The 23,775-nt window shown below is 73.4% G+C and carries 18 protein-coding genes, 1 other RNA gene and 1 pseudogene; 18 read left to right on the top strand and 2 right to left on the bottom strand.

Annotation, left to right across the window (positions count from 1 at the left end):
• The first annotated feature begins 410 nt into the window (after positions 1 to 410).
• The 5 genes and pseudogenes from AC3EVP_RS21105 to AC3EVP_RS21125 all read left to right on the top strand — a co-directional run bounded on the left by AC3EVP_RS21105 (position 411) and on the right by AC3EVP_RS21125 (position 7,185).
• A complete protein-coding gene (locus AC3EVP_RS21105; RefSeq protein WP_435131787.1) occupies positions 411 to 2,060 on the top strand; it encodes a serine/threonine-protein kinase in 1,650 nt (549 codons plus the stop codon).
• Positions 2,061 to 2,313: 253 nt separating this feature from the next.
• Positions 2,314 to 3,636, top strand: a pseudogene (locus AC3EVP_RS21110) (serine/threonine-protein kinase); the annotation flags it as partial.
• 195 nt (positions 3,637 to 3,831) lie between these two features.
• Positions 3,832 to 4,704, top strand: coding sequence for a DUF8189 domain-containing protein (locus tag AC3EVP_RS21115; RefSeq protein WP_488179819.1), 873 nt, complete (start codon positions 3,832 to 3,834; stop codon positions 4,702 to 4,704).
• A 150-nt stretch (positions 4,705 to 4,854) separates the two neighbouring features.
• Entirely contained in the window at positions 4,855 to 5,973 is a 1,119-nt protein-coding gene (gene prfB / locus AC3EVP_RS21120) for a peptide chain release factor 2 (protein ID WP_435131790.1), read from the top strand.
• A gap of 276 nt (positions 5,974 to 6,249) precedes the next feature.
• Positions 6,250 to 7,185, top strand: a complete 936-nt coding sequence (locus tag AC3EVP_RS21125) for a hypothetical protein (protein WP_435131792.1) — start codon at positions 6,250 to 6,252, stop codon at positions 7,183 to 7,185.
• Positions 7,186 to 7,296: 111 nt separating this feature from the next.
• Here AC3EVP_RS21125 and AC3EVP_RS21130 read toward each other — a convergent pair whose 3' ends face one another.
• Complete coding sequence (locus AC3EVP_RS21130; protein WP_335977676.1) at positions 7,297 to 7,488, bottom strand: hypothetical protein; 192 nt, start codon at positions 7,486 to 7,488, stop codon at positions 7,297 to 7,299.
• 357 nt (positions 7,489 to 7,845) lie between these two features.
• Here AC3EVP_RS21130 and ftsE point away from each other — a divergent pair, with 357 nt between their 5' ends.
• From ftsE to AC3EVP_RS21180, 10 genes are all read left to right on the top strand, one after another.
• Positions 7,846 to 8,535 carry a cell division ATP-binding protein FtsE gene (gene ftsE / locus AC3EVP_RS21135; protein WP_335977679.1) on the top strand — a complete coding sequence of 230 codons (690 nt, stop codon included), beginning with the start codon at positions 7,846 to 7,848 and terminating at the stop codon, positions 8,533 to 8,535.
• A gap of 50 nt (positions 8,536 to 8,585) precedes the next feature.
• Positions 8,586 to 9,506: a permease-like cell division protein FtsX gene (ftsX, locus tag AC3EVP_RS21140; protein ID WP_335977682.1), complete on the top strand. Its 921-nt coding sequence runs from the start codon at positions 8,586 to 8,588 to the stop codon at positions 9,504 to 9,506.
• Positions 9,507 to 9,728: 222 nt separating this feature from the next.
• Positions 9,729 to 11,024, top strand: coding sequence for a S41 family peptidase (locus AC3EVP_RS21145; RefSeq protein WP_435131795.1), 1,296 nt, complete (start codon positions 9,729 to 9,731; stop codon positions 11,022 to 11,024).
• Positions 11,025 to 11,042: 18 nt separating this feature from the next.
• A complete protein-coding gene (gene smpB, locus AC3EVP_RS21150) occupies positions 11,043 to 11,522 on the top strand; it encodes an SsrA-binding protein SmpB (protein ID WP_335977688.1) in 480 nt (159 codons plus the stop codon).
• Between the two features lie 117 nt (positions 11,523 to 11,639).
• Positions 11,640 to 12,026: a transfer-messenger RNA gene (gene ssrA, locus AC3EVP_RS21155) on the top strand.
• Between the two features lie 237 nt (positions 12,027 to 12,263).
• On the top strand, positions 12,264 to 13,628 hold the full coding sequence (locus AC3EVP_RS21160) for a nitrate/nitrite transporter (RefSeq protein ID WP_435131799.1): 1,365 nt from the start codon (positions 12,264 to 12,266) through the stop codon (positions 13,626 to 13,628).
• A 188-nt stretch (positions 13,629 to 13,816) separates the two neighbouring features.
• Positions 13,817 to 14,986: a uroporphyrinogen-III synthase gene (locus AC3EVP_RS21165; protein WP_335977694.1), complete on the top strand. Its 1,170-nt coding sequence runs from the start codon at positions 13,817 to 13,819 to the stop codon at positions 14,984 to 14,986.
• A gap of 287 nt (positions 14,987 to 15,273) precedes the next feature.
• Complete coding sequence (locus AC3EVP_RS21170; protein WP_435131803.1) at positions 15,274 to 17,589, top strand: HelD family protein; 2,316 nt, start codon at positions 15,274 to 15,276, stop codon at positions 17,587 to 17,589.
• A 438-nt stretch (positions 17,590 to 18,027) separates the two neighbouring features.
• The gene (locus tag AC3EVP_RS21175; RefSeq protein WP_335977698.1) at positions 18,028 to 19,470 is read left to right on the top strand and encodes an NAD-dependent malic enzyme; all 1,443 of its coding nucleotides are present in this window, start codon (positions 18,028 to 18,030) and stop codon (positions 19,468 to 19,470) included.
• A 191-nt stretch (positions 19,471 to 19,661) separates the two neighbouring features.
• On the top strand, positions 19,662 to 19,943 hold the full coding sequence (locus tag AC3EVP_RS21180; RefSeq protein ID WP_103888102.1) for an HU family DNA-binding protein: 282 nt from the start codon (positions 19,662 to 19,664) through the stop codon (positions 19,941 to 19,943).
• Between the two features lie 170 nt (positions 19,944 to 20,113).
• Here the strand turns inward: AC3EVP_RS21180 and murA are convergent, their stop codons facing one another.
• Complete coding sequence (murA, locus tag AC3EVP_RS21185) at positions 20,114 to 21,466, bottom strand: UDP-N-acetylglucosamine 1-carboxyvinyltransferase (protein WP_335977701.1); 1,353 nt, start codon at positions 21,464 to 21,466, stop codon at positions 20,114 to 20,116.
• Between the two features lie 165 nt (positions 21,467 to 21,631).
• Between murA and AC3EVP_RS21190 the strand changes: the two genes are divergently transcribed.
• The 3 genes from AC3EVP_RS21190 to AC3EVP_RS21200 are packed head-to-tail and all read left to right on the top strand — an operon-like array spanning position 21,632 to position 23,773.
• Positions 21,632 to 22,210, top strand: coding sequence for a YqgE/AlgH family protein (locus AC3EVP_RS21190; protein ID WP_335977704.1), 579 nt, complete (start codon positions 21,632 to 21,634; stop codon positions 22,208 to 22,210).
• 11 nt (positions 22,211 to 22,221) lie between these two features.
• The gene (locus tag AC3EVP_RS21195; protein ID WP_329369059.1) at positions 22,222 to 22,530 is read left to right on the top strand and encodes a DUF3039 domain-containing protein; all 309 of its coding nucleotides are present in this window, start codon (positions 22,222 to 22,224) and stop codon (positions 22,528 to 22,530) included.
• 22 nt (positions 22,531 to 22,552) lie between these two features.
• Complete coding sequence (locus tag AC3EVP_RS21200; RefSeq protein ID WP_335977709.1) at positions 22,553 to 23,773, top strand: tetratricopeptide repeat protein; 1,221 nt, start codon at positions 22,553 to 22,555, stop codon at positions 23,771 to 23,773.
• The last annotated feature ends 2 nt before the right edge of the window (positions 23,774 to 23,775 follow it).

Below are 23,775 nucleotides of genomic sequence, written 5' to 3' on the forward strand. Positions count from 1 at the left end.
CTGACTTGGCCGCGCGGCGACTTGACCCATGCATCCTCCCACCCCCTGTGCCGGGCCCGCACCGCCCCTCCGCGCCTCGCGGTGCCCCGTGGCCGCGCGCCGGCTTCCCGCCACGGGGGTGCCTGCCGGTTCCCGGCCGCGGGCCGGTCGGTGGCCGGTCGCGCAGTTCCCCGCGCGCCTGGGTCGGTGGTTCTTGCGGTGGGTGTTCGGCTGCGGGTGCCTGGGTGGCTTGGGGCGCGGTTTCCCGCGCCCCCCTGCGTACGTGCGGGTGCTGCGCAGCGCACAGCGTTCGGAGGCAACCGGGGGAGCTGGGGTGGCGTCTGGAAGGGAATCCGGCACCGTGGGGCGGCAGGCTCTACGCTGGGCCGGAGCCGGGAAGACGAAGGACCATCACGCAGGGAGCGCATGACGTGCGGCCGGTAGGCAGCAAATACCTCCTGGAGGAGCCGCTCGGACGGGGCGCCACGGGGACCGTCTGGCGTGCCCGGGTGCGCGACGACGAGGGTACGCAGGTGGCGGTCAAGGTCCTCAAGGAGGAGCTGGCCGGGGACCCGGACGTGGTGATGCGCTTCCTGCGCGAGCGCTCCGCCCTGCTCAGGCTCCGCCACCCGCACATCGTGCGGGTCCGCGACCTTGTCGTGGAGGGCGACCTGCTCGCCCTGGTCATGGACCTGATCGACGGCCCGGACCTGCACCGCTACCTGCGGGAGAACGGCCCGTTCAGCCCGATCGGCACCGCCCTGCTGACCGCGGCCGTCGCGGACGCGCTGGCCGCCAGCCACGCGGACGGCATCGTGCACCGCGACCTGAAGCCCGCCAACGTGCTACTCGCCACCGCCACCGGCGAGGACGGCGCCGAGACGATGCACCCGATGCTCACCGACTTCGGCATCGCCCGGCTGGCCGACTCCCCGGGGGTGACCCGCACCGAGGAGTTCGTGGGCACCCCGGCGTACGTCGCGCCGGAGTCCGCGCAGGGCCGCCCGCAGACCTCGGCGGTCGACGTGTACGGCGCCGGCGTGCTGATGTACGAGCTGGTCACCGGGCACGCCCCGTTCCGCGGCGAGTCCGCGCTGGAGGTGCTGCGCGCCCACATGGCCGACCAGCCCGAGCGGCCCCGCACCGTACCGGAGCCGCTGTGGACGGTCATCGAGCGCTGCCTCCGCAAGGACCCCGCGCAGCGGCCCAGCGCGGAGAACCTGGCGCGGGCGCTGCGGGTGGTCGCCGCGGGCGTGGGCGTGCACGCCAGCCCGGCGCAGGCCGAGGCCGCGCTCGGGGTGGGCGCGCTGCTCGGGCCGGACGTCGACCCCGCGCCGGTGCCGGGCACCGGCGACGCCGAGCCCACCCAGGTGCTGCCGGCCGGCAGCGCCGCCTACGACCCGAACGCCACGACCGGTGTGCTCCCCTCGGACCGCTTCCAGGGCGCGGTGACCGCCGCGACCGCCGCCGACGCCGCGAACGCCGCCGACGGCACCCGGGTGCTGCCCACCGCCGAGGCGCAGGGCCCGCCGCAGGCGCAGGGCCCGCACCCGTGGGAGTCCCAGCTCAACGCCGCCCGGCACCGCAACGAGCAGACCGAGGTCAGCCGGGTCCCCCCGGAGATGGACCCGCTCTACCGCCGCCCGGTCCGCCGCGCCCAGCCGCAGCAGCAGCCCGCGCAGCCGCCGCAGCAGTACGACGGCGGCCGGCCGTATCCGCGGCAGCAGCCCCCGCAGTCCCCGCAGCCCCAGCAGCAGCGCTACCAGCCGCCGCCGCAGAACTACGAGCCCCAGCGGTACGAACCGCAGCGCCCGCCGGCCACCGCGCCGCGCGAGCCGCGGCAGCCGCGGCGCAGCGCCAACCCGATGAAGATCCCGGGCCTGGGCTGCCTGAAGGGCTGCCTGATGGTGATCCTGGTGCTGGTGGTCATCTTCGTCGTGGTCTGGTACACGACCCCGCTGCCGGACTGGGTGAACAGCACCCGCAACCTGTGGGACGCGACGTCGAGCTGGGTGCACAGCGCCTGGGACAAGGTCGCCGCGATCACCGGTGACTCCGGCGGCGGCTCGGGCAGCAACTGACACGGCGGCCGATGCCGCGTCAGGTGGCCGTACACCCCGATATGCGGGCCGGGTTGGGGATTTGTCGACTTCCAGAGGGTGATTTCTCCGGCAGAACGGTTCCTCACTGCCCGGGGGCGTCCCGAACTGCCGCCGAGCCGCGTAGCTTTGTCGCCAACACGAGCCATCACGCGGTGCCGCACGGCGTCCCGGCCCCACCTGACGCCCTCGGCGGGCGGCGCCGCGACGGACCGTCGGAGGAGTCGGAGCAGTCTTGGCCAGGAAGATCGGCAGCCGGTACACCGCCCACCAGGTGCTGGGGCGCGGTTCGGCGGGCACCGTGTGGCTCGGCGAGGGTCCCGAGGGCCCGGTCGCCATCAAGCTGCTGCGCGAGGACCTCGCCTCCGACCAGGACCTGGTGGGCCGCTTCGTGCAGGAGCGCACCGCGCTGCTGTCGCTGGACGACCCGCACATCGTCGGCATCCGCGACCTCGTGGTCGACGGCACCGACCTCGCGCTGGTGATGGACCTGGTACGCGGCACCGACCTGCGCTCCCGGCTGGAGCGCGAGCGCCGGATGCTGCCCGAGGCGGCCGTGGCGATCGCCGCCGACGTCGCCGACGGCCTGGCCGCCGCCCACGCCGGCGGCGTGGTGCACCGCGACGTCAAGCCCGAGAACGTACTGCTCGACTCGGCCGCGGCGGCCGGCCCCGGCGGCGCCCCGCCCGCGCTGCTCACCGACTTCGGCATCGCCCGCCTCGTGGACACCCCGCGCCGCACCCGCGCGACCCGGATCATCGGCACCCCCGACTACCTCGCCCCCGAGATCATCGAGGGCCTGCCGCCGCGCGCCTCCGTGGACATCTACGCCCTGGCCACGGTGCTCTACGAACTCCTCGCCGGCTTCACGCCGTTCGGCGGCGGCCACCCCGGCGCCGTGCTGCGCCGGCACGTCACCGAGGCCGTACAGCCGCTGCCCGGGCTGGTCCCGGAGCTGTGGCAGATCCTCGCGCAGTGCCTGGCCAAGGCCCCCGCGTCCCGGCTGAAGGCGGGGGAGCTCGCCGAGCGGCTGCGGGAGCTGCTGCCGGAGCTGGCCGGGCTGCCCGCCCTGGACGTGGCCGCGCCCGGCGCCGGCGGCGAGCCGGAGCCCGCGGGCGGGGTGTACGACGACGCCGACGAGCCCGCCGGTTTCGGCGCCGACCGCGAACCGGCACGGCCCGCGGCGGGCACCGGCGACCGCAGGCGCGGCGCGGTGCCGTTGGTGCGCGGTACCGCCCCGGACTCCAGCCGCGACACCCACACCAGCATCAAGCTGCCCACCGCCGAGGAACTGGCGGGCTTCGCCGCCGAGGCCGCGCGTACCGGCCGGGACGGGCGGCCCGAGAGACCCGGCGGCGCGGACCCGGCGGCAGGCACCGGCGGCGGGAATCCCGCCGGGAAGTCCGCCGGCAAGGACACCTCCCGGGGCCGCGCCTCCGCCCCCGACCGCCCCGCCAGCCCCCGCCACCGCTCGGTCTCCGACGCCGTGCGCCAGCGGCGGATCAAGTTGGCCGCGGCCGCCGCGGCCGCGCTCGCCGTCGCCGGGCTGGGCGGCTGGGGCATCGCCTCCGCCGGGTCCCCCGACCACGGCCACTCCGGCTCCGGCGGCACCTCCCGCGACGACGAGGCCCCCTCGGCCGGTACCGGTCAGGGCACCGACCCGGCCCACGACACCAGCGCCGCCCACAGCGCCACGGCCGCCCCGACCGGGGGCGCCGACTCCCCGCAGGGCCGCACCGGCGCCCCGGTCGACCTGCCGAAGTGGTCCGCCTTCCATGACGCGCCCGCCGCCGGGGTGCCGCTCACCGGCGGCCCCCGGGTGCTCGTCGAGGGCGGCCACACCTACGTCTTCGCCCGCGGCACCGACAAGAACATCTGGTACGTGGTGCGGGACGGCTCGGGCTACGGCCCGTGGCACAAGCTCACCGGGATCAGCGTCCAGGCCGACCCGGCCGTGGTGTCCGCGAAGTCCGGGTCGGTCGACCTGTTCGCGCTGGGCACCGACGGCCTGCTCTACCGCCGCACCCTGACCGGCGGCTACTGGCAGCCCTGGCTCCAGGTCGACGAGCGCACCCACTTCGACGCGGCGCCCGCGGCGGCCTCCTCCGCGCCCGGCCGGATCGACCTGGTGGGCCGGGTCGGCGGCGACCTGGTGACCGCCTCGCTGGTCGACGGCCGCTGGAACGCCTGGGCCGCGGTGCCCACCCCGGGCCGGATCAAGGACGCGCCCGCGCTGGTCTCCACCGGCCGCGGCACCCTGGACGCCTTCGTCGTACGCAAGGCGGACAACGCGGTGCTGCGGCTGCCGTTCTCCGACGGCGCCTGGCGGACCGCGGTGGTGATCGGCTCGGTCGAGGGCAGCTCCCGGGTCGAGGCGCTGCCCGACGGCGACCACCTGTACGTCTTCTCCGGCGGCCTCGTCACCGACGCGGCGGACTCGGCGGACCCGGCGGACCCGGCCGACACCGCCGGCAACCGCAGTGCGGACGGCACCGCGGCGGCCGGCGGCCTGGCCCGGCCCGAGGGCGCGATCGGCCCGGTCGGCGCCGGCGCCTCCGCCCACACGCTGGAGGTCTACCTGCTGACGGCCAAGGGCCGCCTGACCCGTGCGACGGCCGCCGCGTGAGCGCCGCCCGACGAAGCCGGCGCAGCGGCGGCCGCCCCACCACCTGCCCCGCCTGCCCCCGTGGCCGCCCGGTCGGCCGTGCGAGCCGCTCCGAAGCCGCGGTACGACCGAAAACCGCCCATCACCCGACCAGCCGGTAGGCTTGACCCCGTGGCGATCGTCGACGTTTCCGAAGAACTGAAGTCCCTCTCCTCCACCATGGGGTCGATCGAGGCCGTGCTCGACCTCGACCGGATGCGGGGCGACATCGCCGCGCTCGAGGAGCAGGCCGCGGCCCCGTCCCTGTGGGACGACCCGGAGAACGCGCAGAAGGTGACCAGCCGCCTGTCGCACCTCCAGGCCGAGCTGCGCAAGACCGAGACGCTCCGCGGCCGGATCGACGACCTCGCGGTGCTCTTCGAGCTGGCCGAGGCCGAGGACGACGCCGACACCCGCGCCGAGGCCGAGGCCGAGATGGAGCAGGTCCGCAAGGCGCTGGACGAGATGGAGGTCCGCACCCTGCTCTCCGGCGAGTACGACGCCCGCGAGGCGCTGGTCAACATCCGCGCCGAGGCCGGCGGGGTGGACGCCGCGGACTTCGCCGAGCAGCTCCAGCGGATGTACCTGCGCTGGGCCGAGCGGCACGGCTACCCCACCGAGATCTACGAGACGTCGTACGCGGAGGAGGCCGGCATCAAGTCGACCACCTTCACCGTCAAGGCGCCGTACGCCTACGGCACCCTGTCCGTCGAGCAGGGCACCCACCGCATGGTGCGGATCTCGCCGTTCGACAACCAGGGCCGCCGCCAGACGTCGTTCGCCGGTGTCGAGGTGCTGCCCGTCGTCGAGCAGTCCGACCACGTGGAGATCGACGAGTCCGAGCTGCGCGTCGACGTCTACCGCGCGTCCGGGCCCGGCGGCCAGGGCGTCAACACCACCGACTCCGCGGTCCGCATCACCCACCTGCCGACCGGCATCGTGGTCTCCTGCCAGAACGAGCGCTCGCAGATCCAGAACAAGGCGAGCGCGATGAACGTCCTCCAGGCCAAGCTGCTGGAACGGCGCCGCCAGGAGGAGCAGGCCCTGATGGACTCGCTCGGCAAGAGCGACGGCGGCAACTCCTGGGGCAACCAGATGCGTTCGTACGTCCTGCACCCCTACCAGATGGTGAAGGACCTGCGCACCGAGCACGAGGTCGGCAACCCGCAGGGCGTGCTCGACGGGGACATCGACGGCTTCATCGAGGCGGGCATCCGCTGGCGCAAGTCCCGCGAGAAGGCCGACGCGTAGGACGGCCGGCGCCGCCGCGCAACCGCCCGGTGCACGGCGGCAGTTGCGGCGCCGTTGTCACAGTGCTGTACAGAAGTGACGGTCACAGCCGGGCAATTCGCCCAAGGCGTGCGTAACGACCTTGACGGTGCTGGGCAAAGTCGCAAGGGTGTTGCGCGGCATGCGCATGTTTATGTGGTGTGAGCGTTTGGGGGCGGGCGCATCCGGGCCCCAGTGGCACCGCACTCCGCATGGCGGCGCATCCCTAAGCAGACATCTGATGGGGGTACTTGAGACATGACCAAGCGCAACACACGGCTGCGCGTCACTCGCATCGCCGCGGCCGCTGTCATCGCGGCGGGCGCCTCGCTGACGGCGGTGGGTGCTGCTCAGGCGGCGTCCCAGCCGAGCAGCACCTCGTCCGTGAAGCCGGCGTCGGCGCTGGATCTCATCGGGGGCATCACCAGCGGGGTGACCGAGGGCGCCTCCGGCGGTGACAGCACCACGGGCGGTGGCGACAACGGCACCGGTGGCGACACGACCACGACCGGTGGCGACAGCAGCACCGGTGGTGACAGCACCACGGGCGGCGGCGACAGCAGCACCGGTGGTGACACGACCACGATCGGTGGCCTCGCCTCCATCGGCGGCGACGACAGCACCGGCGGTGACAGCACCACGACCGGCGGCGACGACAGCACCGGCGGCGACACCACGACGACCGGTGGCGACAACGGCACCGGCGGCGACACCACGACGACCGGTGGCGACAACGGCACCGGCGGTGACACGACCACGACCGGTGGCGACAACGGCACCGGCGGTGGCAACGGCACCTCGGGTGGCGACACCACGACCACCGGCGGCGACAGCGGCTCGGGTGGTTCCTCGTCCACCGGCGGCGGCTCCTCCACCTCCGGCGGTTCGTCCAGCACGGGCGGCTCCTCGTCCACCGGTGGCGGCTCCTCCACCTCCGGCGGCTCGTCCACCTCGGGCGGCAACGACAACACCTGCACCCTGTCCGGTGACAGCGTCGACTGCGGCAACAACGCCAGCACCGACAACCAGCAGGTCCAGCAGGGCAAGACCACCTCGCAGCTGGCCGAGACCGGCTCCAGCGGCACCACCTTCATGATCATCGGCGCCGCGACCCTGATCGCGGGCGGGATCGGCTTCCGCCTCACCCCGCGCCTGGTCAACCGCGGCGGCGGCGACGGCGCCGCGGCGGCCTGACCGCTGTAGCAGCGCGAAAAGCACGAAAAAGCATAAACAGCACGAAAAAGGCGGGCCCGGAGCGCACACCAGCGCTCCGGGCCCGCCTGTCGTCTCCGGGCTTCGTACGTATTACGCGGTGGCGTGCTCCACGACGAGGACCACCGCCAGCAGCGCCACCAGGACGGCTATCAGTGTGGCGGGGGATATCGTCGACCAACCGCCCTGCTGCTCCATGCGCGCGCGGTTCGCGCGGCAGACCGGACAGCGCCCCTCGCTCACGGGGCCGGCGCAGTTGGCACACACCAGTCGGTCGAACGTCATCGCGCTCTCCTTTTCCGTCCGGTGAACGCCCCCGGTCTGGAAATCGTTCCCTGGGCTCGACGCGTCTACTCCGTGCCCGCCGCGCGGTTCCGGCGGCCGGTGCCGCGCTCCGTCGCTGACGTGCACACCTTCTACTGTGCCAGGTTCGGCCGGGAAGAGCGCCCCGAGGCCGGTCCGCCGGCGATGGAAGCGCGGTGCGGAAGGGTCCAATGACGGCTTTGTCCAGGAGTGCCCTGTGGCCCGGGCCACCAACCACTCACCGCGACTGCGCGCGCGTCGCCAGGTCGCGTAGTGTCGCCCCCACATCCCCTATCCGGCCCTACCCCAAACCCCGATCCCGCAACCCCTGGTGCCAACGTGATCCGTTTCGACAACGTCACCAAGACCTATCCCAAGCAGAACCGCCCCGCCCTGCGGGACGTGTCGCTGGAGATCGAGAAAGGGGAGTTCGTCTTCCTGGTGGGCTCGTCCGGCTCCGGGAAGTCGACCTTCCTGCGTCTCATCCTCCGCGAGGAGCGCACCGACACCGGCATGGTGCACGTGCTGGGCAAGGACCTCAACCGGCTCTCGAACTGGAAGGTCCCGCAGATGCGGCGCCAACTCGGCACCGTCTTCCAGGACTTCCGGCTGCTGCCGAACAAGACCGTCGCCGAGAACGTGGCGTTCGCACTGGAGGTCATCGGCAAGCCGCGCGGCACCATCCGCAAGACCGTGCCCGAGGTGCTCGACCTGGTCGGCCTGGCCGGCAAGGACGACCGGATGCCCGGCGAGCTGTCCGGTGGTGAGCAGCAGCGCGTGGCGATCGCCCGCGCCTTCGTCAACCGTCCGATGCTCCTGATCGCGGACGAGCCGACCGGAAACCTCGACCCGCAGACGTCGGTGGGCATCATGCGGCTGCTGGACCGGATCAACCGGACCGGCACCACCGTGGTGATGGCCACCCACGACCAGAACATCGTCGACCAGATGCGCAAGCGCGTCATCGAACTCGAGAAGGGGCGACTGGTCCGCGACCAGTCGCGCGGTGTGTACGGCTACCAGCACTGACTGCGGCCGCCCGCTCACACACCAACCCTCCGGAAGGAACCCCGACCCTCATGCGTGTCCAGTTCGTTCTGTCGGAGATCGGCGTCGGTCTCCGCCGGAACCTCACGATGACTCTTGCCGTCGTCATCTCCGTGGCCCTCTCGCTCGCCCTCACCGGCGGTGCCCTGCTGGTGAACAAGCAGGTCGACGCGATGAAGGGCTACTGGTACGACAAGGTCGAGGTGAGCGTCTACCTCTGCAACAAGAACGACGCGGCCACCACGCCCAACTGCGCCTCGGGCCCGGTGACCGACGACCAGAAGGCCCAGATCCTCGCGGACCTGAAGAAGCTGCCGGTCGTCAAGAAGATCTACTACGAGTCGGCCGAGGGCGCGTACAAGCACTACAAGGAGCAGTTCAAGTCCAACAAGCAGCTCGCCGACTCCATCACGCCGGACCAGATGGAGCAGAGCTACCAGGTCAAGCTGAAGGACCCGACGAAGTTCGAGGTGGTGGCGAGCGCCTTCAACGGGCGCAAGGGCGTGCAGTCCGTGGAGGACCAGCGCAAGGTGTTGCAGAACCTCTTCGACCTGCTCAACGGCATGACCCGGGTCGCGTACGTGGTGCTGGCGTTCATGCTCACCGTGGCCATGCTGCTGATCATCAACACCGTGCGGGTGTCCGCCTTCTCCCGGCGCCGGGAGACGGGGATCATGCGGCTGGTGGGCGCGTCGAGCTTCTACATCCAGATGCCGTTCATCATGGAGGCCGCCTTCGCGGGGCTGGTCGGCGCGGGACTGGCGTGCGTGATGCTGCTCGGCGGGCGGTACTTCCTGATCGACGCGGGCCTCAGACTCCAGGACAAGATCCCGCTGGTGTCGTTCATCGGCTGGGGCCCGGTGGTGCAGGTGCTCCCGCTGGTGCTGGTGATCGGCGTGGCCATGCCGGCGCTCGCGGCGTTCATCGCCCTGCGCCGCTACCTGAGGGTCTGACAGTCCGCCGAGGCTCCTGGCCGGTCGGTGTTGAACGAGGCGGGGCGGCGCCCCGGGACCTGGTCCGTACGCGGGCCGGTGCTCCCGGGGCGCCGACCCGCTTACGGCCGTCGTACGGCCCGCGTCGGGCCGATGCGCGCATCCCGGAGGTTGCGGTGCGCCGCGGCCGGGTGTAGCCGCAACTCCCCCTGCCGGCGCGGGTTCTGCCCTAGACTTCCGGCCATGTCCGGCCCGTCGCTGTTCGGGACGCCCCGCCGCTGGCGCCGCGGGGCCACCTTGACGTTGATGTGCGGTGCGATGCTCGCCACCGGCGCAGCCGCGAGCGGTCTCACCGGGGTCGACACCTCCGCCCGCAGGAACGGGCAGCTGGTGGCCGCGGCCCCGGCCGGTGCCGCGCCGACCGCCGCCGGCCCGTCCGCAGGCCCGGCCCCGGGCGGCGCCACCGCGTCCGCCACCCCGGGCGGCGCCGCCGACGACGGCCGCGACGGCGGCGGCGTCCCGGCCGGCACCGGCACGACCCCCGCGGCGGGCGACCGCACCGGACGGGCGGCCGCCCCGGGCACCACCGGGCCGGACGCCGCCCAGAAACTCGTCAGCCGCAGCGGCGACCGCTGGTCCACCTCCTACACCGCCCAGGAGTACGCCGGATTCCAGCAGGCCCTGGCGGGCCGCTACGTCGGCACCGGTGTCTCGGTGCGCCGGATCGACGGCGGCCGCATCCAGATCGCCGGGGTCCAGCCGGGCAGCCCCGCCGACCGGGCCGGGCTGCGCGGCGGCGACGTGCTCGCCGCGATCGGCGGCACCCGATGTACCGGCCTGCCCGTCACCGAGGTCGTCGCGGACCTGCGCGGCGACAACGTGCCGGGCAGCCGCGTCACGCTCGACGTCGAACGCGGTGCCCGTGACTGGACGGTCGCGGTGCACCGCGCCACGCTGGTCACCGACTCGGTCACCGTCACCCGGCAGCAGGACGGCCCGACCGTGATCGCGGTGGACGCCTTCACCAAGGGCGTCGGCGCGCAGGTCGCCGCCGCGGTCCGGGACGCCGCCGCCCGCGGCGAGGGCGTCCTGCTCGACCTGCGCGGCAACTCCGGCGGCCTGGTCGCCGAGGCGGTCGCCACCGCGTCGGCCTTCCTGGACGGCGGCCTCGTCGCCACCTACGACGTGCACGGACAGCAGCAGGCGCTCTACGCGGCGGACGGCGGCGACACCTCGGTGCCGCTGGTCGTCCTGGTCGACGGCGGCACCATGAGCGCGGCCGAGATGCTGTCCGGCGCGCTCCAGGACCGGGGCCGCGCGGTCGTCATCGGCTCGCGCACCTTCGGCAAGGGCTCGGTCCAGATGCCCACCACCCTCGCGGACGGCTCGGTGGCCGAACTGACCGTGGGCCACTACCGGTTGCCGGACGGCCGTACGGTCGAGGGCACCGGCATCACCCCCGACGTCGTGGTCGCCGGCGGCCAGGACCCGGTGGCCGCGAGCCGCGAGGTATTCGCTGGCCTAGGAGCCCCCTCGTAGTGGGAGAATGGCCCGGCTATGGCTAAAGAGACGGGTCGCAAGATCATCGCGCAGAACAAGAAGGCGCGGCACGACTACCTCATCCTCGACACGTACGAGGCGGGGCTGGTGCTCACCGGCACCGAGGTGAAGTCGCTGCGGCTGGGCCGCGCGTCGCTGGTGGACGGCTTCGCGCAGTTGGAGGGCGGCGAGGCGTACCTCTACAACGTGCACATCCCCGAGTACACGCAGGGCACCTGGACGAACCACGCCGCGCGCCGCAAGCGGAAGATGCTGCTGCACCGCGCGGAGATCGACAAGCTCGACCAGAAGTCCCAGGAGACCGGGCACACCGTGATCCCGCTGGCGCTGTACTTCAAGGACGGCCGGGTGAAGGTCGAGATCGCCCTCGCCAAGGGCAAGAAGGAGTACGACAAGCGGCAGACGCTGCGGGAGAAGCAGGACCGGCGCGAGACCGACCGCGCGATCTCCGCGGCGCGCCGCCGCCAGCGCGGCTGAGCCGCGGCGCGCGGGAATACGGTGGCTCCCTGGCCGGTTGTGGCACTACACTGGTGCACGCAGGGCCAGCAGTACCGACCGCCGGGAAACCGGCGGTGCACCTTGACAACACCACATGGGGATGATCGGTTTCGACTGGGGATGTCGAAGCAGGGGAAGCGAGCCGAGGAAGCGGCAATGATCTCGTTAACCATATGCCGAAACCAATAATCGCCAATTCCAAGCGCGATTCCTCCGCCTTCGCTCTCGCTGCCTAATTAGCAGCTAGCGAAGACTCCGCGGAGTGTCAGCCCGGGGATGTTCCCGACCCGGACCCTGGCATCATTCAGGGGACTCAACCGCCGAGCCCGGCCACGGGGCACGGCGGGAAACCTCACAGTGGCTGGGCCCGTCGGCGGCTTGTCCGCGTGACTGCCGGGGCCGAGAAAAGCACAGCGGACTGCGCTCGGAGAAGCCCTGGTTCCGCACCACAGGACGCGGGTTCGATTCCCGCCATCTCCACCATCTCCACTGAACACGACAGGCGAGGTGTGCCCGCGAACAGCGCGGGCGCGCCTCGCCTGTCGTCGTTTGCCGTCGCCTGCCGCCGGGCCGTGCCTCCCTGCTCGGCTCACATCCGGCCCGGGGCGCGGGTGAGTGGGTGGTTGCGCGCGCGTCACGCCGGGGTCGGGGCACCCGAAACCCGGGGTTCGTAGCGTCGCCTTGTCAGTGCGGCAGGCGGCTACGGCGGGAGGCGGCGTGATGGGCCGGTGGATCGAGCAGTGGGACCCCGAGGACGAGAGGTTCTGGCAGGAGGGCGGCGGGCGGCAGGTGGCCCGGCGGAACCTGGCGTACTCCGTGCTGTCGGAGCACATCGGGTTCTCGGTGTGGAGCCTGTGGTCGGTGATGGTGCTGTTCATGGGGCCTGCCTACGGGGTGGACCCGGGCGGCAAGTTCTTCCTGGTGGCGCTGCCGACGCTGGTCGGCGGGGTGCTGCGGGTGCCGTACACGTTCGCGGTGGCGGTGTTCGGGGGCCGCAACTGGACGGTGGTGAGCGCGTCGCTGCTGCTGGTGCCGACGGTGGCCGCGGCGTTCGTGGTCAAGCCCGGGGTGTCGTATTCGACGCTGATGGTGGTGGCGGCGCTGACCGGCGTCGGCGGGGGGAACTTCGCCTCGTCGATGACGAACATCAACTCCTTCTACCCGCTGCGGGAGAAGGGCTACGCGCTCGGGCTGAACGCGGGCGGCGGCAACCTCGGGGTGGCGGCGATCCAGCTCGTCGGGCTACTGGTGATCGGCACCGCCGGGGCGGGGCACCCGCGAGTGGTGCTGGCGGTCTACATCCCGCTGATCGTGGTCGCGGCGGTGCTGGCCGCGCTGTTCATGGACAACCTCGCCCCGGTGCGCAATGACACCGGGGCCGCGCTGGACGCCGCCCGCGACCCGCACACGTGGATCATGTCGCTGCTGTACGTGGGCACCTTCGGGTCGTTCATCGGCTACAGCTTCGCCTTCGGCCTGGTGCTCCAGAACCAGTTCGGGCGCACCCCGTTGCAGGCGGCGTACCTGACCTTCATCGGGCCGCTGCTCGGCTCGCTGGTCCGCCCGGTCGGCGGGCGGCTGGCGGACAGGTTCGGCGGCGGCCGGATCACCTGGTGGAACTTCCTGGCGATGGCGGCGGCGACCGGTGTGGTGGTGGCCGCGTCGGAGGCGAAGTCGCTGGGGACGTTCCTGGTCGGCTTCATCGCGCTGTTCGTGCTCAGCGGACTCGGCAACGGGTCGTCGTACAAGATGATCCCGGGGATCTTCCAGAAGAAGGCCGAGGCCCGCGGGCTGACCGGGGAGGAGGCCGCGGCGTACGGGCGTCGGCTGTCCGGCGCGTCCATGGGGCTGATCGGCGCGGTCGGCGCGCTGGGCGGGGTCGGCATCAACCTCGCCTTCCGGGAGGCGTTCCTGAACGCGGGCAGCGGCACGCCCGCTTTCGTGGCGTTCCTGGGCTACTACGCTGTGTGCTTCGCGCTCACCTGGGCCGTATACCTGCGGCGGCCGGCCGCGGCGCGCGGGGGGAGCGAGGACGGCGCGGCGCAGGCGGTCCCGGCGGGGACGCAAGCGTACGCCGAGGTCTGAGCGGTGCCCGCCCGGCGGACGGCGGCTCAGGTCGGCGCCCGTCGGGTGACACTGCACGTAACACCCGGGAAATCCCGGTGAACCGAACCCGTCACCCCGGGTTGGGAGGATGACCCTCCCGGGGCGGCGTCGCGCCGGGGCAGCGGGCCGCGGCGCGCGGACAGGTCAGGTCAGCGAGTGGAGCAGCCATGGAAGCGCATGCCGAAACCCCCGCGGGGGTGCCGCCGCTCGCCGGGTTCACGGTCGGGGTGACCGCCGCCCGCCGGGCCGACGAGCTGGCCGCGCTGCTGGAGCGGCGCGGCGCGGTGGTGCTGCGGGCCCCCAGCCTGCGGATCATGCCCCTGTCGGACGACACGGAGCTGCTGGCGACCACCAAGCGGCTGCTGGACGACGCGCCGGACGTGGTGGTCGCCACCACCGCGATCGGCTTCCGCGGCTGGATCGAGGCGGCCGACGGCTGGGGCCTGGGCGAGGCGCTGCTGCGGCGCCTGGGCGAGACCCGGCTGCTGGCCCGCGGCCCGAAGGTGCGCGGCGCGGTCCGTGCGGCCGGGCTCACCGAGGCGTGGTCACCGGCGTCGGAGTCGATGGCCGAGGTGCTGGAACGGCTGCTGGCCGACGGCGTCGAGGGGCGGTGCGTGGCCGTCCAGCTGCACGGCGAGCCGGCCGCCGGGTTCGCCGAGGCGCTGCGGCTGGCCGGGGCGCGGGTGGTGGCGGTGCCGGTCTACCGGTGGATGCCGCCGGAGGACCTGGGGCCGGTGGACCGGCTGCTGGACGCGGTGTTCGCGGGCGGCCTCGACGCGGTGACGTTCACCTCCGCGCCCGCGGTGGCGTCGCTGCTGGACCGGGCGGAGCAGCGCGGGCAGCTGCCGGAGCTGCTGGCGGCGCTGCGCGGCCCGGTGCTGGCGGCGTGCGTGGGCCCGGTGACCGCGCTCCAGCTCCAGGAGCGGGACGTGCCGACCCGGCAGCCCGAGCGCTTCCGGCTGGGCCCGCTGGTGCAGCTGGTCGCGCGCGAGCTGCCGGCCCGGGTGGACGCGCTTCCGGTGGCCGGGCACCGCGTGGAGGTCCGCGGCCACGCGGCCGTCGTCGACGGGCGGCTGCGGCCGGTGCCGCCTGCGGGCATGGCGCTGCTGCGGGCGCTGGCGCGCCGCCCGGGGTGGGTGGTCGGCCGCGGCGACCTGCTGCGGGTGCTGCCGGGCGCCGGGCGCGACGAGCACGCGGTGGAGACGGCGATGGCCCGGCTGCGTACGGCGCTGGGGGAGCCGCGGCTGGTGCAGACGGTCGTCAAGCGCGGGTACCGGCTGGCGCTCGACCCCCGTGAGGAGCCCCCCGCCGACGGGTCCGACACCAGCTGCGGCTGACCTCGCATCCATAGACCCCCCGAAGCGCCCGCCCCCCGAAGCGCCCGCCTCCCGAAGCGCCCGCCCGAACCGGCACCGGGCCGCTCCGGCGTACCCCGGCGCACCCTCCTCAAGGTCCCCTTCGCCCCTTGTGCTCCCTTCGGCCCGCCGCCCCGGCGCCCCTTCGCGGTCGGGCAACCGCGCGGCCTGCGTGGCCGGGTGGGCAGCCGGGCGCAGGTCAAGTACGGTTGCAGGCTGCCCCACGCACGGACTCGCGCGGGGCGCCGCACACCAGAAGGGGGTCCTGCGTGGCAGCGCAGACCACAGCACCGGGGGTCCGGGACCAGGAGATCGCCGCGGAGCAGGCGCACCTGGACCGGGTGTACCGCCGCCTGGCGGAGAAGATCCACGAGGCCGAGTTCCTGATGGACGACGCCGCCAAGCGCGGGCAGGTCGGCACGCCCGGGGCGCTCGCCGAGCGCGACGCACAGGTCTTCCGCGCCGGCATCCACCTCAACCGCCTGAACAACGAGTTCGAGGACTTCCTCTTCGGCCGGATCGACCTGCTGCGCGGCAAGGACGGCGTGAAGGGCGCCGACGGCGCCTACACCTCCGTCGAGCCCGCCGAGGACGCGGTCCGCGCCGACGGCACCGCGGACGTCGCCGAGACCCTGCACATCGGCCGGATCGGCGTGCTCGACGCGGAGTACGCGCCGCTGGTGATCGACTGGCGCGCGCCGGCCGCCGCGCCCTTCTACCGCTCCACGCCCGTCGCGCCCGGACGCGTGGTGCGCCGCCGGGTGATCCGCTCCAAGGGCCGCCGGGTGCTGGGCGTCGAGGACGACCTGCTGCGCCCGGAGCTGGCCACGGGCCTGCCGGTGGTCGGCGACGGCGCCTTGATGGCCGCGCTCGGCCAGGCGCGGACGCACAGCATGCGGGACATCGTCTCCAGCATCCAGGCCGAGCAGGACGTGGTGATCCGCGCCCCCGCCGCGTCGGTGACCGAGGTGTCCGGCGGTCCCGGCACCGGCAAGACCGCGGTGGCCCTGCACCGGGCGGCGTACCTGCTCTACCAGGACCGGCGCCGCTACTCGGGCGGCATCCTGTGCGTGAGCCCCACCCCGCTACTGGTCGCCTACACCGAGGGCGTCCTGCCGTCGCTCGGCGAGGAGGGCCAGGTCGCGATCCGCGCGGTCGGCTCGCTGGTCGACGGCGTCACGGCCGATCTGTACGACGACCCGGCGGTGGCCCGGATCAAGGGCTCGCTGCGGATGCAGAAGGTGCTGCGCAACGCCGCCCGCGGCTGCCTGGAGCTGCCCGCGGGCGCGGGAACGGGCACGGGCAGCGGCACGGGAGCAGGTACCGGAGCGGGCGCAGGCACCGGGCCGGTCCGGCTGCGGGTGGTCGCCTTCGGCCGCCGGGTCGAGCTGGGGACCGAGGAGCTGAAGGCGGTGCGCCAGCAGGCGCTGGGCGGCACCACCCCGGTCAACCTGCTGCGCCCGCGCGCCAGGCGGCTGCTGCTGGACGCGCTGTGGCGCAAGACCGGCCGCCGCTTCGACGACCCGGACCTGGCCGCGCAGGAGCGCGCGGGCTTCGACGAGGACATCAGCACCGAGCCGGACTTCACCGACTTCCTGGATGCCTGGTGGCCGGTGCTGGAGCCGGTCCGGGTGCTTGCCGCGCTCGCCGACGACAAGCGGCTGTCGCGCTGGGCGCGCCGGGTGCTCAGCCCGCCGGAGGTGCGCCGGGTGGCGCGGTCGCTGCGCCGGGAGGGCACGTCGGTGCACGACGTGGCGCTGCTGGACGAGCTGGGCACGCTGCTGGGGCCGCCGCCCCGGGAGAAGCGCCGCGAGGCCGACCCGCTGGACCAGCTCACCGGCCTGGAGGAGCTGATGCCGCAGGCGGCCGCGGAGACCCGCAGGGAGCGGGCGGAGCGGCTGGCGCGGGAGCGCACCGAGTACGCGCACGTGATCGTGGACGAGGCGCAGGACCTGACGCCGATGCAGTGGCGGATGGTCGGGCGGCGCGGCCGCACCGCGACCTGGACGATCGTCGGCGACCCGGCGCAGAGTTCCTGGACGGACGTCGACGAGGCGGCCCGGGCCCGCGACGAGGCGCTCGGCAGCCGCCCGCGCCGCCGCTTCACCCTCACCGTCAACTACCGCAACCCCGCGGAGATCGCCGAGGTCGCCGCGACCGTGCTGGCGCTGGCGATGCCCGGCAGCCCCTCGCCGCGCGCGGTGCGCACCACCGGGATCGCGCCGCGCTACGAGGTGGCCGGCGACGACCTGGGCGCCGATGTGCGGGCAGCTGCGCGGCGGCTGCTGGCCGAGGTGGACGGCACCGTCGGTGTCGTGGTGGCGATGGACCGCCGCGCGCAGGCCCGCGGCTGGCTGGAGGGCCTGGGCGACCGCGTGGTGGCGCTGGGCAGCCTGGAGGCCAAGGGGCTGGAGTACGACGCCACGGTGGTCGTCGCGCCCGCGGAGATCGCCGAGGAGTCGCCCGCGGGGCTGCGCACGCTGTACGTGGCGCTGACCCGGGCCACGCAGCGGCTGACGGTGCTGGCGGTGCCCGCGGACCTGCCGGACGAGGCGGGCGTGCCGGACCTGCTCCGGGCGGACTAGGAACGCATGTCCGGGGCCCCGACCCCGGCCTTCGACCCGGCCCCGGAAACAGGCTTCGGACCCCGGCCCCGGAAACGCCTCGGGCGCCCCCTTCACGGAGAAGGGGGCGCCCGAGGGACGTCTGCGACACCGACCCGCCATGCTCGCCTCGCGGCAAGTGGGCGCTCGAAGCGCCTAAGGTTGGGCCCGGGGGCTTGGATCGAGCCGGTGCCGTACCCAGGCTAACAAACCCTGCGGCGAACCTCTTCCCGCGGGCCGGAATTGGTGGTTCGTCACTCGTCTGCCACGCGTTCTTCCGCCGCTGTGCACCCCGCGCCCGCGGCGCTCCCGTACCGCGGACGTACGATTCCCCTGCCTTCGGCGGGTTTACGTCTACCCGGCGGTAGGTGGAACGATCGCATGTGCAATCCCTCAGGCAGTAACCGGAAGAAGGTCGTCATGGCAACGGCGCCGAGCGTCTCGTACTCGATCACGGTGCGGCTGGAGGTCCCCGCCAGCGGGGGCGCGGTCGGGCGGCTGACGACGGCGGTCGAGACGTCGGGCGGGTCGGTCACCGGCCTGGACGTGACGGCCTCGGGCCACGAGAAGCTGCGGATCGACGTCACCATCGCGGCCAGCTCCACCGACCACGCCGCCGACATCGTCAGCAAGCTGCGCTCCATCGAGGGCGTGGCGATCGGCAAGGTCTCCGACCGCACCTTCCTGATGCACCTCGGCGGCAAGATCGAGATGCAGTCCAAGCACCCCATCCGCAACCGCGACGACCTGTCGATGGTCTACACGCCGGGGGTGGCCCGGGTGTGCATGGCGATCGCGGAGAACCCCGAGGACGCCCGCCGGCTGACCATCAAGCGCAACTCGGTCGCGGTGGTCACCGACGGCTCCGCGGTGCTGGGCCTGGGCAACATCGGGCCCAAGGCCGCGTTGCCGGTCATGGAGGGCAAGGCGGCGCTGTTCAAGCGGTTCGCCGGGATCGACGCCTGGCCGCTGTGCCTGGACACCCAGGACACCGACGAGATCGTGGCGATCGTCAAGGCCATCGCGCCGGGCTTCGCGGGCATCAACCTGGAGGACATCTCCGCGCCGCGCTGCTTCGAGATCGAGGCGCGGCTGCGCGAGGCGCTGGACATCCCGGTCTTCCACGACGACCAGCACGGCACCGCGATCGTGGTGCTCGCGGCGCTGACCAACGCGCTGCGCTGCGTCGGCAAGGAGATCGGCGACCTGCGGGTGGTCATGTCGGGCGCGGGCGCGGCCGGCACCGCCATCCTGAAGCTGCTGCTGGCCGCCGGGGTGAAGCACGCGGTCGTCGCCGACATCCACGGCGTGGTGCACGCCGAGCGGGACGACCTGAAGGACGTCGGTCCGGAGACCCCGCTGCGCTGGATCGCGGAGAACACCAACCCGGAGGGCGCCACCGGCACCCTCAAGGAGGCGGTGGTCGGCGCCGACGTGTTCATCGGGGTGTCCGCCCCGAACGTGCTCCAGGGCGCCGACATCGCCCGGATGGCCGAGGGCGCCATTGTCTTCGCACTTGCCAATCCCGACCCCGAGGTGGACCCGGCCGAGGCCCGCGAGACGGCCGCCGTGGTCGCCACCGGCCGCAGCGACTTCCCCAACCAGATCAACAACGTGCTGGTCTTCCCGGGCGTCTTCCGCGGCCTGCTGGACGCGCAGTCCCGCACCGTGAACACCGAGATGATGCTGGCCGCCGCACGTGCGCTGGCCTCGGTCGTCGCCGACGACGAGCTGAACCCGAACTACATCGTGCCGAGCGTCTTCAACGACAAGGTGGCCGGCGCCGTCGCCGACGCCGTGCGGGACGCCGCCCGGGCCGCCGCGCCGGAGCGCGGAAACGGATTCCCAGCGTCGAACGGCTGACGACAGCGCGTGATGCTCCTGCCCCAGCGTGGCCCTGGTGGGCCTCTCCCAGGGCTTTTTCCGCGACTCGCGCGGGCAGGCGATTGGCTTTCCCCCCATATATGGGGGCAGGATGCACACCTGGGCGGTGAGGCACACAGCAACAGCTTCGGCTCGCGCCCCCATGGCAGCAAGAACACGGGAGTACAGATATGAACCGCAGTGAGCTGGTGGCCGCGCTGGCCGACCGCGCCGAGGTGACCCGCAAGGACGCCGACGCCGTGCTGGCCGCGTTCGCCGAGACCGTCGGTGAGATCGTGGCCAAGGGTGACGAGAAGGTCACCATCCCCGGCTTCCTGACCTTCGAGCGCACCCACCGCAGCGCCCGCACCGCCCGCAACCCGCAGACCGGTGAGCCGATCGAGATCCCGGCCGGCTACAGCGTGAAGGTCTCCGCGGGTTCCAAGCTGAAGGAAGCCGCCAAGGGCAAGTGAGCCCTTCGGTGCGGCGGTAGCGCCGCAGACGAGACGCCAAGGGCGGCCGCCTCCGTGAGGAGGACGGCCGCCCTTGGCGTTGCCGGGGGCCGCGCACGGCTGCGTGCGGCTGCGTACGGACAGCACGGCCCGTACGGCCCGCACGCGCCCCCGTACGGCCCCGTACGCCCTTATCCGGCCGCGGCGGGGGAGTCCCGGCCCGGCACCTCGATGTCGGCGCCGAGCCCTTCGAGCTTCGCCAGGAAGTTCTCGTAGCCGCGGTTGATCAGGCTGATCCCGTGCACCCGCGAGGTGCCCTGCGCGGCCAGTGCCGCGATCAGGTACGAGAAGCCGCCGCGCAGGTCCGGGATGACCAGGTCGGCGCCCTGGAGCTTGGTCGGCCCCGACACCACCGCCGAGTGCAGGAAGTTGCGCTGCCCGAACCGGCAGGCGCTGCCGCCCAGGCACTCGCGGTAGAGCTGGATGTGGCCGCCCATCTGGTTGAGCGCCTCGGTGAAGCCGAGCCGGGACTCGTAGACCGTCTCGTGCACGATCGACAGGCCCGCGGCCTGGGTGAGCGCCACCACCAGCGGCTGCTGCCAGTCGGTCTGGAAGCCCGGGTGCACGTCGGTCTCCAGCGCGATGGCCTTCAGCGGGCCGCCCGGGTGCCAGAAGCGGATGCCCTCGTCGTCGATCTCGAAGGCGCCGCCGACCCGGCGGTAGGTGTTCAGGAAGGTCATCATCGAGCGCTGCTGCGCGCCGCGCACGTAGATGTCGCCCTCGGTGGCCAGCGCCGCGCTCGCCCAGGAGGCGGCCTCCAGCCGGTCCGGGATGGCCCGGTGGACGTAGCCGCCCAGGCGGTCCACGCCGGTGATCCGGATGGTGCGGTCGGTGTCGAGCGAGATGATCGCGCCCATCTTCTGGAGCACGCAGATCAGGTCCTCGATCTCCGGCTCCACCGCGGCGTTGGTGAGTTCGGTCACGCCCTCGGCGAGCACCGCGGTCAGCAGCACCTGCTCGGTGGAGCCGACCGACGGGTACGGCAGCCTGATCCGGCAGCCGCGCAGCCGGTGCGGCGCCTCCAGGTACTGGCCGTCGGCGCGCTTCTCGATGGTCGCGCCGAACTTCCGCAGCACGTCGAAGTGGAAGTCGATCGGGCGGCCGCCGATGTCGCAGCCGCCCAGGCCCGGGATGAACGCGTGCCCGAGCCGGTGCAGCAGCGGCCCGCAGAACAGGATCGGGATGCGGGAGGAGCCGGCGTGGGCGTCGATGTCCGCGACGTTGGCGCTCTCCACCCGCCGCGGGTCCAGCACCAGTTCACCCGGCGCCTCGCCGCTCTCCACGGTCACGCCGTGCAACTGGAGCAGGCCGCGCACCACCCGCACGTCGCGGATCTCGGGCACCCCCAGCAGCCGGCTCGGCTCGCTGCCCAGCAGCGCGGCCACCATGGCCTTCGGCACGAGGTTCTTCGCACCTCTGACCCGGATCTCGCCTTCCAGGGGAGTTCCACCGTGGACAACCAGCACATCGGCGACGTCGGTCATGGATCTCGCGATCTTCTTCAGAAGCCGTCCCCGGCTTCGGTGAGCGCGGCCGCGGGTCTTTCGCCGGCGCGCAGGAACCAAGAAGAGATGGTAATGCGCCCGGCGCCGCCTCCTACCCCGCCGTTGCCCCTCCCAACGGGCGCCGGTTGGGGGATCATGTGGACCATGACCGAGGTGTCCTCGCTCACCGGACGACTCCTGGTGGCCACGCCGAAGCTCGCGGACCCCAACTTCGACCGGGCGGTGGTGCTCCTCCTCGACCACGACGCGGAGGGGTCGCTCGGCGTCGTCCTGAACCGGCCCACCCCGGTCGGCGTGAGCGATGTGCTGCGGCCCTGGGCGCCGCTGGCGGTCGAACCGCCGGTGGTCTTCCAGGGCGGCCCGGTCTCGCTGGACTCCGCGCTCGGCCTGGCCGTCGTCCCCGGCGAGCCGGGCGAGCAGGGCGACGCGGCGATCCTGGGCTGGCGGCGGGTGCACGGCGCGATCGGCCTGATCGACCTGGAGGCGCCGCCCGAACTGCTCGCCGCCGAGCTGGGCTCGCTGCGGATCTTCGCCGGGTACGCGGGCTGGGGTGCCGGGCAGCTGGAGCGGGAGCTGTCCGAGGGCGCCTGGTACGTCGTGGAGTCCGAACCGGGTGACGTGTCCGCGCCCGACCCGGAGAAGATGTGGCGCGCGGTGCTGCGCCGCCAGCGCGGCAGGCTCGCGATGGTGGCCACGTATCCCGACGATCCCTCTCTCAATTAGGCTTGACGGTCATGAGCACTCTTGAGCCCGAGCGCGGGGCGGGCACCGGCACACTGGTCGAGCCGACTCCGCAGCTCTCCCACGGTGACGGCGACCACGAGCGCTACGCGCACTACGTCCAGAAGGACAAGATCATGGCGAGCGCGCTGGAAGGCACACCCGTCGTCGCGCTGTGCGGCAAGGTCTGGGTCCCCGGCCGCGACCCGAAGAAGTACCCGGTCTGCCCGATGTGCAAGGAGATCTACGAGGGCATGCCGGCCGGTGGCGGCGGCAACGACAAGTCCGGCTCCGGGAAGTCCGGAAGGGGCGGCAACGGCTGAGTCCGGCGCGTTCGGCGCGGAGGTGCCGGACGACGACGCGGACAGCGGTGAGCGCGTGCACTCCCTGGTCGGCCAGGGCCGGTTCGCCGAGGCGCACGCGCTGGTCAGCGATGCCTTCGTGGAGCGCAACGGCAGCGCGGGGTACCTGCTGCGCGCCTGGGTGCTCGCGCAGGAGCAGCGGCCCGCTCAGGCGCGCGAGGCCGTCGACTGGGCGCTGGCGATCGCCTCGCCCGCCGAGGCCGGCGACGTGTTCGTGCTCGCCGGGGTGGTGCTGCTGTCGCTGGACGAGGCGCACGCGGCGCTCACCGTGGCGCTGCGGGCGACCGGCGCGGACCCCGACGGCTGGGAGCCGGCGGTGCTGCTGTCCGACGTCTACCGGCGGCTGGGGCGGGTGCCCGACGCGATCGCGGCCGCGCGGCGGGCGGTGCTGGCCGCGCCGCGCGAGGCGGAGGCGCAGATCGCGCTGGCCAGGTCCCTGTCGGCCGGCCGCGGGGTGCTCGGGCGGATACCGCGCCGGAACCGGGCGGAGCACCGGGCGGCCGCGGAGCGGGCGCTCGCCCTCGGCGCGGCCCCCGGGCAGCTGGTGGTGCCGCGCGGCGGCGCGGTGTTCGGCGGGGTGGGGCTCGCGGTGTTCCTCGGCGTGCAGCTCTACCGGATCGAGACCGGCGGGACCTGGGAGCTGGTCGCCGCCGGCATCGTCTTCGGGGCCACCTTCGGCCTGATCGGGGTGCTGGCCGCGATGGGCACGCGCCGCTCCGGGGTGAGCGCCCGCAGCCGCCTGCGCTCGGTGCGGGCCACCACGCGGACGGAGCTGGTCGGCGACTCCTGGCTGTGGCGGATCGCCGCGGTGCACGTCGCCACGCTCCTGCCGCTGCCGGCGCTGCTCACCAGCGGTCTGGTGGCCGACCGCGCCTGGCACGGCTCCCCGTGGCCGCTGTGGTCCGCGGCCCTGCTGTGCGCGGTCGGGCTCGCCGCGGTCTGCGGGCTGCTGCTCGCGGTGCCCTGGTGGTACGGCGAGATGTTCGCGGGCCGCATCCTGCGCTACGGCGGGCTGGTACGGCTGCAACTGACCGCCACCGGGCTGCTGATCGGCGGAACCCTGGCGATGTCCCTGCGGGGGCGGGGCACCAGCGACACCTGGGCGCCCATCGCTCTCGCGCACCTGTTCTGGACCGTCGGCGGCTGGCTCGTCGCGGCCGTGCGGACCACCCGCCTGCACGCCCTGCGCAGGCGGGCCCTGTAACG

The sequence above is a fragment of the Actinacidiphila sp. bgisy144 genome, from assembly GCF_057708105.1.